At 73.9% G+C, this 13,221-nt stretch carries 11 protein-coding genes; 2 read left to right on the top strand and 9 right to left on the bottom strand.

Features of this window, described 5'->3' with window-relative positions; genetic code table 11:
- Nucleotides 1-186: 186 nt before the first annotated feature.
- The 9 genes from QFZ64_RS25440 to rimP all read right to left on the bottom strand — a co-directional run bounded on the left by QFZ64_RS25440 (nucleotide 187) and on the right by rimP (nucleotide 11,756).
- On the bottom strand, nucleotides 187-1,140 hold the full coding sequence (locus tag QFZ64_RS25440; protein WP_307069488.1) for a bifunctional riboflavin kinase/FAD synthetase: 954 nt from the start codon (nucleotides 1,138-1,140) through the stop codon (nucleotides 187-189).
- A 111-nt stretch (nucleotides 1,141-1,251) separates the two neighbouring features.
- On the bottom strand, nucleotides 1,252-4,098 hold the full coding sequence (locus QFZ64_RS25435; protein WP_373430662.1) for a trypsin-like peptidase domain-containing protein: 2,847 nt from the start codon (nucleotides 4,096-4,098) through the stop codon (nucleotides 1,252-1,254).
- A 395-nt stretch (nucleotides 4,099-4,493) separates the two neighbouring features.
- Nucleotides 4,494-5,399, bottom strand: a complete 906-nt coding sequence (gene truB / locus QFZ64_RS25430) for a tRNA pseudouridine(55) synthase TruB (protein WP_307069486.1) — start codon at nucleotides 5,397-5,399, stop codon at nucleotides 4,494-4,496.
- Complete coding sequence (rbfA, locus tag QFZ64_RS25425; protein ID WP_307069484.1) at nucleotides 5,396-5,854, bottom strand: 30S ribosome-binding factor RbfA; 459 nt, start codon at nucleotides 5,852-5,854, stop codon at nucleotides 5,396-5,398. The genes truB and rbfA overlap by 4 nt, the downstream gene beginning before the upstream one ends.
- A 64-nt stretch (nucleotides 5,855-5,918) precedes the next feature.
- Nucleotides 5,919-6,215, bottom strand: coding sequence for a DUF503 domain-containing protein (locus QFZ64_RS25420; RefSeq protein WP_307069482.1), 297 nt, complete (start codon nucleotides 6,213-6,215; stop codon nucleotides 5,919-5,921).
- Nucleotides 6,216-6,507: 292 nt separating this feature from the next.
- The gene (gene infB, locus QFZ64_RS25415; protein ID WP_307069480.1) at nucleotides 6,508-9,588 is read right to left on the bottom strand and encodes a translation initiation factor IF-2; all 3,081 of its coding nucleotides are present in this window, start codon (nucleotides 9,586-9,588) and stop codon (nucleotides 6,508-6,510) included.
- Between the two features lie 161 nt (nucleotides 9,589-9,749).
- Nucleotides 9,750-10,031: a YlxR family protein gene (locus tag QFZ64_RS25410; protein WP_307069478.1), complete on the bottom strand. Its 282-nt coding sequence runs from the start codon at nucleotides 10,029-10,031 to the stop codon at nucleotides 9,750-9,752.
- 157 nt (nucleotides 10,032-10,188) lie between these two features.
- Nucleotides 10,189-11,220 (bottom strand): transcription termination factor NusA, encoded by a 1,032-nt coding sequence (gene nusA / locus QFZ64_RS25405; protein WP_307069476.1) that lies wholly within the window; start codon nucleotides 11,218-11,220, stop codon nucleotides 10,189-10,191.
- Between the two features lie 2 nt (nucleotides 11,221-11,222).
- A complete protein-coding gene (gene rimP, locus QFZ64_RS25400; RefSeq protein WP_307069474.1) occupies nucleotides 11,223-11,756 on the bottom strand; it encodes a ribosome maturation factor RimP in 534 nt (177 codons plus the stop codon).
- Nucleotides 11,757-12,053: 297 nt separating this feature from the next.
- Between rimP and QFZ64_RS25395 the strand changes: the two genes are divergently transcribed.
- Both QFZ64_RS25395 and QFZ64_RS25390 read left to right on the top strand, forming a co-directional pair.
- A complete protein-coding gene (locus tag QFZ64_RS25395) occupies nucleotides 12,054-12,689 on the top strand; it encodes a hypothetical protein (protein WP_307069472.1) in 636 nt (211 codons plus the stop codon).
- The gene (locus QFZ64_RS25390; RefSeq protein WP_307069470.1) at nucleotides 12,686-13,210 is read left to right on the top strand and encodes a ferritin-like domain-containing protein; all 525 of its coding nucleotides are present in this window, start codon (nucleotides 12,686-12,688) and stop codon (nucleotides 13,208-13,210) included. The genes QFZ64_RS25395 and QFZ64_RS25390 overlap by 4 nt, the downstream gene beginning before the upstream one ends.
- The last annotated feature ends 11 nt before the right edge of the window (nucleotides 13,211-13,221 follow it).

Below are 13,221 nucleotides of genomic sequence, written 5' to 3'. Positions count from 1 at the left end.
CGACCCCGGCGGGGGCTGTGGCCCCCTGCCCCCACGCGGGTCCGTGCCCTTTCACGTCCGTGGGGGCTGTGTCCCTGCCCACGGACGTGCAGGGCTTCGCCCTCAGGCCCGGCAGGGTGCCCCCGAGGGGGCTCCGCCCCCTGGACCCCCGAGATGTCGGCCCCCTCGGAAGGGGCCTCGGAAGGGTCAGGAGTGGGGCTGCTCCGTGAGGAGTCGGCGGCAGTGGTCGACGTCGTGGGTCATCTGGGTCATGAGGGCTTCGAGGGAGTCGAAGGTGGCCTGGCCGCGGACGTAGGACAGGAAGTCGACGGCGACGTGCAGGCCGTAGAGGTCGAGGCCGACGCGGTCGATCGCGTAGGCCTCGACCGTGCGTTCCGTGCCGTCGAACTGGGGGTTCGTGCCGACGGAGATCGCGGCCGGCATCGCCTCCTCGCCGACGTGCAGCCAGCCTGCGTAGACGCCGTCCGCCGGGATCGCGGTGTGCGGGAGGGTCTCGACGTTGGCCGTGGGGAAGCCGAGGTCACGGCCCCGTTGGGCGCCGCGCACGACGACGCCCTCCACCCGGTGCGGGCGGCCGAGAATCTCGCGGGCCCCGGCCATGTCGCCCTCGGCGACCAGCCGCCGGGTGAGCGTCGAGGAGAACGGTTCGCCGCCGCCCGCCTCACCGCGCACGTACAGGTCGACGACCTCGACCTCGAAGTCGTACGTCTTGCCCTGTTCGGTCAGGAAGGCCACGTTGCCCGCGGCCCTGTGGCCGAAGCGGAAGTTCGGGCCCTCGACGACCGCCTTGGCGTGCAGCTTGTCGACGAGCACCTTGACGACGAAGTCGGCCGGCGAGAGCTTGGAGAACTCCTTGGTGAACGGGAGCACCAGCACCGCGTCCACGCCCAGGTCGGCCATCAGTTCGGCGCGCCGGTGGTGCGGGGCGAGCAGCGGCGGGTGACTGCCCGGACGCACGACCTCGCTGGGGTGCGGGTCGAAGGTGACGACGACCGAGGGAACGCCCAGCTCGCGGGCGCGCTCCACGGCGTGCCGGATGATCAGCTGATGTCCACGGTGGACTCCGTCGTAGGAGCCGATGGTGACGACGCTGCGCCCCCAGTCCTGGGGGATGTCCTCCAAGCCACGCCAGCGCTGCACTGTGACCGCTCCTCGTCGAACCTGTGTTCGTGTTCGTCTGATCTGCTCCGCCTCGCACGGAGGCCTCTCCTGCGCAGGTCCAAGGGTGCCATGCCCGGAGCGTGGGCACGGTCACCGGGTGGCCGCCCCGGCCGGAAGGGCGGGGGACGTGCGGTGCGGCAGGGCCCGGCCGGCCTCCCGCGTGCGGGCGTGCGGCGCGTAGCGCACCGCCGCCGCCCGGCGCTCGGGGCGTTCGTCGCGCGCCCAGCGTTCGACGGCGCGTCGCACGGCGGACGGTTCCTCCTCGGCGAGAACGGCGAGGAGTTCGTCGCCGCGCGGGTGGGCGCTGTCGGCCAGGGCCTCGGTCAGGTGGTCGAGAGCGCGGTGGCGGTGCGTGTGGAGCAGGGCCTGGGCGGCCGTGGCCACGGTCGCGTGCGGGGTCGCGGGCAGCGGGCGGTCGTCCTCGAACCAGCGGGTGAGCTGCGGCTGTACGGCGACGGGGTCGGCCGCCAGCAGCCGCGCGGCGGCGTCCAGGAAGCGGGGGCACGCGGGGGTCCCGGGAGCCCCCGGGGCCGGGTCCGTGACGACCAGGCGGCGCAGCAGGTCGAACCGTTCGGCGGGCCGCAGGCGGACGGCCTCCCACAGAGCGGGCCCGAACTCGGGCGGCACGGGCCGTGCTTGGGCGTACCGGGCGAGGACGCGCCGGGCGAGCCGGTCGAGCACGCCTGTGTACGGGGTGGCGTCCGGCACCCGGAGCAGGGTCCCGGTGAGCAGGCGGACGGCCCACCAGAGTGGGGTGCCCGGAGGCGGACAGACGCCGGACGCGGGCGGCTCCGCGGGCATCAGCACTTCCAGGGCATCGACCAACCGGCCGAGCCGGTAGGTGAGTTCGGCGGTGCCGCGGTCGCGGGCGAGGAGCAGCAGCGCCTCCACGACCGGGCCGATGCGGTGAGGCGGCACGGAGGGGGCGGGCGGCACGGGCGGTGACGCCGCCGGCCCGCCCGCCGGACGCTGTGCCGCGCCGTACCACTCGGTCCCGGAGGCCGCCGAGTACGACGCCCCGCGGAGCACGAGGGCGTCCAGCGCGGCCTCCACGTCCAGGTGCTGGCCCTGGAGCCAGTCGCCGAGTTCCTCGTGGGCGAAGCGGTGGCCGTCGCCCGTGGGGACGAACAGGCCCTCGGCCAGTACGGCGGGGCCCCAGTCGCCAGTGTCGCGGCCGGCACCGGGGCGCGCGGTGGCCGGCCCGGAGAACAGCAGGTCGAAGGAGGCCCGGTCCAGCGCGCCCTGGCCGGGGCCGAGGCAGCGCCGCGCCGCCGCGTGCACCTGGCCGGCCACCCGGGCGGCGAGCCGGCGTACGGCCGTGCCGCGCGGGTGGCCGGGGGCGGCGAGTCGGGCGGCGACGCGGATGGCGATGCGGAGGCAGACGAGGTCCAGGTGGGCGGAGAGGACCTCGTGCCGGTCGGGGCGACCCGCGGGCGCCTCGAACTCGCCGGACTCCCCGGACTCCCCGAACTCCGCCCGTACTTCGGCGAGGAGGCGCAGGGTGAGCGGGTGCCGGGCGTCTGCGGGGGCGAGGGCGGTGTCGGGAATGCCGTACCGGGAACCGGCGAGACGGGCCTCGTCGGGGGTGAGGTCGCCGAGGGCCACGCACGGAGGGAGGGACGGCAGGGGCCGACCCCGGGGTGTCACCCGCCCGTACAGCAGCGCCTCGGGGAACTCGGCCCCCAGCCGTTCCCAGTACTCGGGGCGGCAGGCCAGGATCAGGCGGGTGCCGGTGGCCGTCAGCCACTCGGCCGTCGCCGCCGCCCACTGCGGCAGCCGCTCGGCCAACACGTCCGGCATCTCCTCCGGCGCGTCCAGGAGGAGCAGCAGGGGGCGACCGCCCTCGCGGGCGACCCGGGCCGGCCTCTCCGGTCGCAGATCGTCGACGCACGGCGTGCCCGCTTCGGGCGCCCCGGACGTCCCAGGCATCCCAGGCATCCCGGTGACACCGGGCCCCACAGGAACCCCGGTCAGCGCGCGGGACGCCGCGGCGGACACCGAGGAGTCGGCGGCGCGCAGGTCGGATCCGCGCAGCCACAGCGTGGGGGACGGTTCGGGTCCGGCGGCACGGTGGGCGGCCAGCGCGGCGAGTTCGGTCGTACGCCCGCTGCCCGGGGGTCCGACCAGGGCCAGTACGCCGGCGGCACCGGCCGCCCCCGCCCCGCCGTCCGCGAAGGCCTCCAGGTACCGGGCGGCCTCCGCGCGCGGCACCCGCTCCGGGCCCACCGCGGGGGTCCGCGCCTCCGACGCGGCCGCCGTCAGTCGTGCCGCACCCGCGAGGTTCAGGTCCGCCCCGTACGCCGGTACGGTCGCCGCGTTGCGGGCGAGGAGTGCGGCGAGCGGGCCGCCCGCGCCGGGCAGCGGCACCGCGAACCCCGCCGTCCGGTGCGCGGTGTGCAGGGCGGTGCCGAGGACGCCGAGGACGGCGCCGGTCGCCGGGTCGAGCACGGGTCCGCCTGCCGCTCCCCCGCCGGGGCGCAGCGCGTCGGTGCCCGCCGTGCCGATGGCGAGTTCCAGCGCGCCGTCGAGGAGTTGAGGGCCCTCCGACGCCGTGTACGTGGCGGTGGCCGTGCCGAGGACGCGTGCCTCGCGCCAACCCCCGGCGGCGATCCGGACGTAGGCACCCCGGTCGATCTCCCTGCGGGCGGCCACCGGCAGCGGACGCGGGCGCAGCTCCCGGGCGCGCAGGAGGGCGAGGCCGAGCCGTGGCAGTGGGGTGATCGCCGCGCCGGTGACCTCGGCGGTGGCGCCGCCGGCCCGCAGGAACAGTCGGGACGGGCCGTCGACCGCCTCGTGGCTGGTGACGAGCGTGCCCTCGTGGTCCACGGCGAAGCCGGTGCCCCGCGGCCGCCCGGCCGGATCGAAGATCTGTACGAGGACATCCGCGGTGGGCGCCGGGGCGTGGAGCCCGATGAGGGCGCCGTCCCGTGCCGCCATGTTCGTCGTACCTCCCGCCGTGCGTTCGCCCCCGACGGTAGGCGGGCGGTGATCGGCAGAACACCGTTCGGAGCGAACGCGCCCCCTTCCACTCCCCTGGTTCACTCCGAGCGCCCGCCCGAAGGGGTGACGGATCGCGCACGGACGGATACACCTTGGTGAGGGGGAACCGAGGGGGACCGTGGAGCGGCGATCACGAGGTACGCCTACGTGATCGCCGCTCCACGGACGAGCCTCGGACGGCGGCCGAGGCGGAGGCCGGGGCGGAGGCCGAGGCACAGGCCGGTACTGAAGCCACACCGGCCGTCAGCGACGACCCCTGGCACCAGGCGTCGGACGTCAGGCGTCAGGCGTCAGCTCTCGGCCCGTCGGCCTCGGCTCTCAGCCGTCGCCCGTCAGCCGAACATCGCCAGGCTCTTCGCCTTGCCCTTCTGTTCCTCCACCAGAGCCACGAAGCGCCCCACCGGGTCGAAGACCGCCACGGGGCCGGCGCCGGCGTACTCGCCCGGCATCTCCAGGCGTACGCCGTTGACGGCCAGCCTGGTGCGGCGCTCGTCGAGGTCCCAGCGCGGGAACGCGGCGGTGGCCGCGTCGGCGAGCGGCAGCACGGTCAGCTCCTTCTGCAACTGCTCCAGCGTGTGGGCCGCGTCGATCCGGTACGGCCCCACGCGCGTCCGGCGCAGTGCGGTGAGGTGGCCGCCGACGCCGAGGCCGGCGCCCAGGTCACGGGCGAGGGCCCGGATGTAGGTGCCGGAGGAGCAGACGACGGACACCACCAGGTCGAGCACCGGCGTGCCGTTCTCGGCGACCGCGTCCCGTACGTCGTGCACGGCGAAGGACGAGACCGTCACCGGGCGGGCCGGGATGTCGAACTCCTCGCCGTCGCGGGCCCTCTTGTAGGAGCGCACGCCGTTGATCTTGATGGCGCTCACCTTGGAGGGGACCTGCATGATGTCGCCCGTCAGCGCGGCGACACCGGCTTCGACGGCCTCCCGGGTGATCCCGGAGGCGTCCGTGGACGCCGTGAGGTCGCCCTCGGCGTCGTCGGTGAGGGTGCTCTGGCCGAGCCGGACGGTGCCGAGGTATTCCTTCTCGGTCAGCGCGAGGTGGCCGAGGAGCTTGGTGGCCCGCTCGACGCCGAGGACGAGCACGCCCGTCGCCATGGGGTCGAGGGTGCCCGCGTGGCCGACGCGGCGGGTCCGGGCGATGCCGCGCATCTTGGCGACGACGTCGTGCGAGGTGAAGCCCGACGGCTTGTCGACGATGACGAGGCCGTCGGGCGTGGTGTGCTGCTGGGTCATTCGGTGGTGTCGTCCGTCTCGTCGGTGTCCTCGGAGTCGGGCTTGCGGTAGGGGTCGGGCTCACCGGCGTACTGGGCGCCGGTGGCCGACTCGCGCACCTTCTCGTCCGAGGCCCGTGCCTTGTCGAGGAGGTCCTCGATGGTCTTGGCGGTGTCGGGCAGGGCGTCCGCGACGAAGGCGAGGGTGGGCGTGAACTTCACCCCGGCCGCCTTGCCGACCTCGGAGCGCAGGATGCCCTTGGCGCTCTCCAGACCCGCCGCGGCGGCCTGGCGCTCCTCGTCGTCGCCGTACACCGTGTAGAAGACGGTCGCCTCCCGCAGGTCCCCGGTGACCCGGGTGTCCGTGATGGTGACGTGCGAGCCGAGCCGCGGGTCCTTGATCCCGCGCTGCAGCTTCTGGGCCACCACCTCTCGGATGAGGTCCGCCAGCCTTTTCGCCCGCGCGTTGTCGGCCACTGGTCCGTCTCCCGTTCTTCGTGTTTCTTCGTGTTCTTGTCGCGAGTGAACGCGGATGACCGGTTCAGTCGTCGTCCTCGCCGTGGAAGCGCCGGCGCACGGACAGCAGCTCCACTTCCGGGCGGGCGGCGACGAGCCGTTCGCACCGGTCGAGTACATCGGTGAGGTGGGTGGCGTCGCCGGAGACCACCGCGAGGCCGATGCCGGCTCTGCGGTGCAGGTCGAGGTGGTCGACCTCGGCCGCGCTCACGGCGTGCTTGCGCTGGAGTTCGGCCACGATGGGGCGGACGACGGCGCGTTTTTCCTTCAGCGAGTGGACGTCACCGAGGAGGAGGTCGAAGGACAGGGTCCCCACATACATGTGTGCTGCCGGATGACCCGCCGGCGCGGGATCGGAAGGCCGGGCCGGTGATCGGCCGGACCCCAGCACGGTACCTGTCCTGGCCGGCGGCGGCCGGGGTTTTTCGCCCCGGCGCCCCGCCGCCCACGCCCTGCCGTCCGTCGAAGGGCGGCCGTCCCCGAAAGCCGCGCCCCCGTCGGTCACCCGGGGGCGGTGCGGGCACAGGCGTCCGTGCGAGTGCGTCGCCGCCGCTCGCGCGGTTCCCCGCGCCCCCTTTCGGGGACGCGGGGAACCGGTGGAGCCGCCGTCGTGCCTACGAGCGCGGCTTCTCTCGCATCTCGTACGTCGCGATGACGTCGTCGACCTTGATGTCGTTGTAGTTTCCGAGGTTGATACCGCCCTCGAACCCTTCGCGGATCTCGGTGACATCGTCCTTGAAGCGACGCAGACCGGAGATGTTGAGGTTCTCCGCGATGACCTTGCCGTCGCGGAGGAGGCGCGCCTTGGTGTTGCGCTTGACCTCTCCGGAGCGGACCAGGACACCGGCGATGTTGCCCAGCTTGGACGACTTGAAGACCTCGCGGATCTCCGCCGTGCCGAGCTCGACCTCCTCGTACTCCGGCTTCAGCATGCCCTTCAGGGCCGCCTCGACCTCTTCGATCGCCTGGTAGATGACCGAGTAGTACCGGACGTCCACGCCTTCGCGCTCCGCCATCTGAGCGGCACGGCCGGCCGCCCGGACGTTGAAGCCGATGACGATCGCGTCGGATCCGGTCGCCAGGTCGATGTCCGACTCGGTGACCGCACCCACACCGCGGTGCAGGACACGGATGTCGACCTCTTCGCCGACGTCGAGCTGGAGCAGCGAGGACTCGAGGGCCTCCACCGAACCGGACGCGTCGCCCTTGATGATGAGGTTGAGTTCCTGCACCAGACCGGCCTTGAGGGCCTCGTCCAGGTTCTCCAGGGAGAACCGGACGCCACGGCGGGCGAAGTTGGCGTTGCGCTCGCGCGCCGCGCGCTTCTCGGCGATCTGCCGGGCCGTGCGGTCCTCGTCGACGACGAGGAAGTTGTCACCGGCACCCGGGACGTTGGTGAGACCGAGGACGAGGACCGGGGTCGAGGGACCCGCCTCCTCCACGTTCTCGCCCTTGTCGTCGAGCATCGCCCGGACACGGCCGTACGCGTCGCCGACCACCATGGTGTCGCCGACCCGCAGGGTGCCGCGCTGGACCAGGACGGTCGCGACGGCGCCGCGGCCACGGTCCAGGTGGGACTCGATCGCGATGCCCTGCGCGTCCTGCTCCGGGTTGGCCCGCAGGTCGAGCGAGGCGTCCGCGGTGAGGACCACGGCCTCCAGCAGGCTCTCGATGTTGAGGCCCTGCTTGGCGGAGATGTCGACGAACATGGTGTCGCCGCCGTACTCCTCGGCCACCAGCCCGTACTCGGTGAGCTGACCGCGCACCTTGGTCGGGTCGGCACCCTCGACGTCGATCTTGTTGACCGCGACGACGATCGGGACGTCGGCCGCCTTGGCGTGGTTGAGCGCCTCGACCGTCTGCGGCATGACACCGTCGTTGGCCGCGACGACCAGGATCGCGATGTCGGTCGACTTCGCACCACGGGCACGCATGGCGGTGAACGCCTCGTGACCCGGGGTGTCGATGAAGGTGATCCTGCGCTCTTCGTCGTTGACCTGGGTGGCGACCTGGTACGCACCGATGTGCTGCGTGATACCGCCGGCCTCGCCCGCGACGACGTTCGTCTTGCGGATGGTGTCCAGCAGTCGGGTCTTGCCGTGGTCGACGTGACCCATGACGGTCACGACCGGCGGACGCGCGACGAGTGCTTCCTCGCCGCCCTCGTCCTCTCCGAACTCGATGTCGAAGGACTCGAGCAGCTCGCGGTCCTCCTCCTCCGGGCTGACGATCTCGATGACGTAGTTCATCTCGCCGGCGAGCAGCTGGAGGGTCTCGTCGGAGACGGACTGCGTGGCAGTGACCATCTCGCCGAGGTTCATCATCACGGCGACGAGCGACGCCGGGTTGGCGTTGATCTTCTCCGCGAAGTCGGTGAGGGACGCACCGCGCGACAGGCGGACGGTCTGTCCGTTGCCGCGAGGCAGCATCACGCCGCCGACCGACGGGGCCTGCATGGCCTCGTACTCCTGGCGCCTCTGCCGCTTCGACTTGCGGCCACGACGCGCGGGACCGCCGGGACGACCGAAGGCGCCCTGCGTGCCACCACGGCCACCGGGACCACCCGGACGACCGCCGAAGCCGGGACGGCCACCGCCGCCACCGGGACGGCCGGCGAAGCCGCCGCCACCACCGGCACCCGGAGCACCCGGACGACCGGCGAAGCCGCCACCGCCACCGGGACGACCGGCGAAACCGCCGCCACCCGGACGACCGCCGCCGCCACCACCGGGACGACCGCCGCCACCGGGGCCACGACCGCCGCCGCCACCACCGCCAGGACGCGGGCCGGCAGCGGGACGCTGCGGCATCATGCCCGGGTTCGGACGGGGACCGCCCGGACGGGGGGCACCGCCCTGCGGACGGGGCATGCCGCCCGGGCTCGGACGGGAGCCGCCCGGAGCCTGCGGACGGGGACCGCCCTGGCCGCCGGGGGACTGCGGACGAGGACCGGCACCGGGGGCACCCGGGCCGCCGGGACGCGGGCCGCCCTGCGGACGGGGCGCGGGGCGCCCCATGCCGGTGGAACCGCCGGAGGTGAACGGGTTGTTACCAGGACGCGGACCGGCCGCGCGGCCGCCGGGACGCGGGGCGGCGCCACCGGGGCGCTGTCCCTGACCCGCCGGACGACCCTGGCCCTGCCCCTGACCCTGGCCCTGGCCCTGACCGGGCGCTGCCGGACGGGAGCCGGGCTTGGGCGCGGGACGGGCGCCGGGGCGGGGCCCGGCGGGAGCCGACGGCGGAGCCTGGAACTCCGGTGTCGTCGGGGTGGCCGGCGCCGGACGCGGCGCGGGCGCCGCGGGGGCCGGCTTGGGGCTGGGCGCCGGACGCGGACCCGGGGTCGGCGCGGACGCCGCCGGGGGTGCGGGGCGCTCGGCCGCGGGCGGCCTGGGCGCTCCCGGCTTCGGGGCAGCCGAACGGTCTCCCGTCGGCCTGGGGCCGGCGGAGGTGCCCGCAGCCTGCGCCGGGGACGGCGCGGCGGGCCTGGGGGCAGCCTTACGGGGTGCGGGGCGGGCGCCGGACTTGCCGTTGCCACCGCCCTGCTGGAAGGCATCTGTCAGTTTGCGCACTACGGGCGCCTCGATCGTCGAAGACGCCGATCGGACGAATTCACCGAGTTCCTGGAGCTTGGCCATGACGACCTTGCTCTCCACGCCGAACTCCTTGGCGAGTTCGTAGACCCGGACCTTAGCCACTTCGCTCCTTTGAGGTCCGGGTTGCGTCCGGACCGTCGCTAGTTCATGGGCGTACTCATCGCGTACTCATCGAGTGCTCATCGCAATCTCGACCTGCTTTCGACTCGCGAGGTACCTGGCCGTACGGGGTTCCGTACGGCACGTCTTACCGTGTTGCCTGCTCAGCAACTGTCCGCCTGCTCGACGTATCGGCGCAACGCCATTGTGTCGAGCGGCCCCGGGACGCGTAGCGCCCGCGGGAGGACCCGGCGGCGGACCGCCAGATCGAGACAGGCCGGTGCGGGATGCACGTATGCGCCCCGGCCGGGCAGCGTACCGCGCGGATCGGGGACGCATTCGCCCTCGACCGCCACGGTGCGCAGCAGTTCGATCTTGGCCGCTCGCTCCCGGCACCCCACACAGGTGCGCTCAGGGCATGCGCGGACGTGCGTCCGGCCAGACACTATGAAGTCTACCTCCCCGCGGCGACCTCACCCCTTTGGGGCAAGAATCGAACACTTGCCGCGTTGCAACATGACGTGATCTGAGCGGCTGCGGGCCGGGATTCATTCCCGGCCCGCCGTCTCGTGCGGGCCCGTCCGGGCCGCGCCCGGGTCGCCCTCAGCCCCGGGAGTCCCGGGAGTCCCGGGAGTCCCGGGAGTCCCGGGAGTCCGGGGCCGGTTCCGTGTCGGGGCGGATGTCGATGCGCCACCCCGTCAGCCGCGCCGCCAGTCGCGCGTTCTGCCCTTCCTTGCCGATCGCCAGCGAGAGCTGGTAGTCCGGCACCGTCACGCGCGCCGACCGCGCCGCGAGGTCGACCACGTCGACCTTGGACACCCGCGCCGGGGACAGCGCGTTGGCCACCATCTCCGCCGGGTCGTCCGACCAGTCGACGATGTCGATCTTCTCGCCGTTCAGCTCGCCCATCACGTTGCGCACCCGGCCGCCCATCGGCCCGATGCACGCGCCCTTGGCGTTGAGCCCCGAACGGGTGGAGCGCACCGCGATCTTCGTACGGTGGCCGGCCTCCCGGGCGATCGCCGCGATCTCGACCGAACCGTCGGCGATCTCCGGCACCTCCAGGGCGAACAACTTCTTCACCAGATTGGGATGTGTACGGGACAGCGTCACCGACGGCCCGCGCACACCCTTGGCCACCCGGACGACGTACGAGCGCAGTCGCATGCCGTGCTGATAGCTCTCGCCCGGCACCTGCTCCTGCACCGGCAGGATGGCCTCCAGCCGGCCGATGTCGACGAGCACGTTCTTCGGGTCGCGGCCCTGCTGCACCACACCCGTCACGATGTCGCCCTCGCGCCCGGCGTACTCGCCGAGCGTGGCGTCGTCCTCCGCGTCCCGCAGCCGCTGCAGGATCACCTGCTTGGCGGTGGTGGCGGCGATGCGGCCGAACCCGGACGGGGTGTCGTCGAACTCGCGGGCCTCCTGGCCCTCCTCGAGGTCCTCGGGGTCCTCCTTCGCCCACACGGTCACATGACCGCTGTCCCGGTTGAGCTCCACGCGCGCGTGGCGGCGGCTCCCGTCGGTGCGGTGGTAGGCGATGAGGAGGGCCGACTCGATCGCCTCGACCAGCAGGTCGAAGGAGATCTCCTTCTCCCGCACCAGGCCCCGCAGGGCACTCATGTCGATGTCCATGGCTACGCCTCCTCCTCGTTCTCAGCGTCGTTCACGGTGTCGTTCTCGGCGTCGTTCTTGTTCTTGCGGTTGAACTCGACCTGGACCCGCGCCCTGGCGATGTCCGGGAAGGCGAGTCTGCGGGTGGTGGCCTTGCGCCCCTTCACCCCGGGGACCTCGAGGTCCAGGCCCTCGTCGTCGACCCGGAGGACGCGCGCGACCAGTTCGCCGCCCTCCTCCAACTGGAAGCGGACGAGGCGGTCGACGGCACGCACGTAGTGCCGGTGCTCGGTGAGGGCGCGCTCCGCGCCCGGGGTGCCGACCTCGAGGGTGTACTCCCCCGCCCCCATCGCGTCGGTCTCGTCCAGCTTCGCCGAGAGTGCGCGGCTCACGTCGGCGACCCGGTCCAGATCCGCGCCGGTGTCGGAGTCCACCACGACGCGCAGCACACGCCGGCGGCCCACGGACGCCACGTCGATCTCCTCGAGATCGAGGCCCTGGGAGGTCACGAGCGGTTCCAGAAGTTCTCGCAGCCTCTCGCTCTGGGTGGTGCTCATCCGGGTGACTCCTCGGCCGCGTGTGCTGTTGTGGAAGGGCGTGTGTCAGGGCAAAGCGTATCCGGTCCCGGGAGGTGTTGCCGTCCACCCGCACCGCCCGGCCGACCGCCCCGCGAGGCCGCCGGGGCGCCTCCGGCGCGCTGTGCCGCGCGTGCGGCGCAACCGGTGGCGCGGGCCCCGGGCACCCCCGGGTACGGTGATCGCGGGCGGGCCCGCCCGTTCGACGGGCGGACGCCTGTTCGTTCCCCCGCTCGTACCGTCGTACGAGCTCGTACGAGGCCACCGAGGACGTCTACCGTGCCGTTCCCCCTGCCGTCGCGCGCCGCCCCGGGGCCGCGCCGAAGGACCCTGATCGCCTCGGCCGCGGGTGCCGTGCTGCTCGTGGGGTGTTCCGGCGACCCCGACGGGACCGGTTCCGGGGGCCGCGGGGCGTCGGCCGAGGACCGGGTACGCGTGCGTGCCGCCCGCGACAGCGAACGGCTCGTGGAGCGGTACGACGCGGTGGGCGCGGCGCATCCGGGGCTGGCGGAGCGGTTGCGTCCGCTGCGGGCCGAAGTGGTGCGGCACGCAAGGGCGTTCGGCGGTGGGGTGCCGGCGTCGGCTGCTTCGGCCTCGGCTTCCGCTTCGGCGTCCGCGTCGGACCCCGTCTCCACCCCGGCGTCCTCGCCCGCGTCCGACTCGCCCTCCGGGGCCCCCTCCGCCCGGGACACCGTGCCCGCCGATCCCGCCGCGGCGCTGGCCGGGCTCGCCGCCGCCGAGCGGAAGCTGGCCGACCGGCGGATCGCCGCCCTCGCCGGACTCCCCGGTGAGACGGCCCGCCTGCTGGCCTCCGTGGCGGCGGCCGGCGCCGCCCACGCATATCTTCTGACGAAGCCGGAGCCGAAGCCGGGGCCGGACGCCGGGTCGGCCTCCGGTACGGAGGAGAGGGAATGACCGTGCGCAGCGGGAGTACGCCCACGCCGTCGGCCGGAAACGGCGAGAAGGACGGGAACGGCGATAACGGCGCGGAGTTGAAGGCGCTGCAGGCCGCCCTCGCCGCCGAGCACGCGGCCGTCTACGGGTACGGGGTGGTCGGGGGCAGGGTCGGGCACGACCGGCGTACGGAGGCGCAGGAGGCGTACAACGCGCACCGGGCCCGCCGGGACCGGCTCGTGCGCGCCGTGCGCGACCTCGGCGCCACCCCACGCGCCGCGGCCGCCGGGTACGCGCTCCCGTTCGCCGTGGCGGACCCGGCCGCCGCGGTCCGCCTCGCCGCCGAGCTGGAGCGGCGGATCTCGGGTGTCTACTCCGACCTCGTACGGGCCGCCACGGGCGCGCGGCGCGGGGACGCCGCCGAGGCGCTGCGGGAGGCCGCGGTACGCGCGGTGCGCTGGAACGGGGAGAGCGTAGCCTTCCCTGGTCTCGCCGAACGGGCGGCGGCCGGTCCGGGCGCCTCGATGACGCCGCGGGGATAGACCCGCGGGGA

Source organism: Streptomyces sp. B3I8 (genome assembly GCF_030816915.1).
GTDB lineage: Bacteria > Actinomycetota > Actinomycetes > Streptomycetales > Streptomycetaceae > Streptomyces.
Note: the sequence above shows the minus strand (reverse complement) of the source record. Positions and strands in the feature narration are given on the sequence as shown.

Bases quoted from the DNA above. Each gene is read 5' to 3' on its own strand.
- QFZ64_RS25420 (WP_307069482.1), bottom strand. From the start codon at position 6,215: ATGTATGTGGGGACCCTGTCCTTCGACCTCCTCCTCGGTGACGTCCAC.
- QFZ64_RS25435 (WP_373430662.1), bottom strand. From the start codon at position 4,098: ATGGCGGCACGGGACGGCGCCCTCATCGGGCTCCACGCCCCGGCGCCC.
- truB (WP_307069486.1), bottom strand. From the start codon at position 5,399: ATGACCCAGCAGCACACCACGCCCGACGGCCTCGTCATCGTCGACAAG.
- QFZ64_RS25390 (WP_307069470.1), top strand. From the start codon at position 12,686: ATGACCGTGCGCAGCGGGAGTACGCCCACGCCGTCGGCCGGAAACGGC.
- rimP (WP_307069474.1), bottom strand. From the start codon at position 11,756: ATGAGCACCACCCAGAGCGAGAGGCTGCGAGAACTTCTGGAACCGCTC.
- nusA (WP_307069476.1), bottom strand. From the start codon at position 11,220: ATGGACATCGACATGAGTGCCCTGCGGGGCCTGGTGCGGGAGAAGGAG.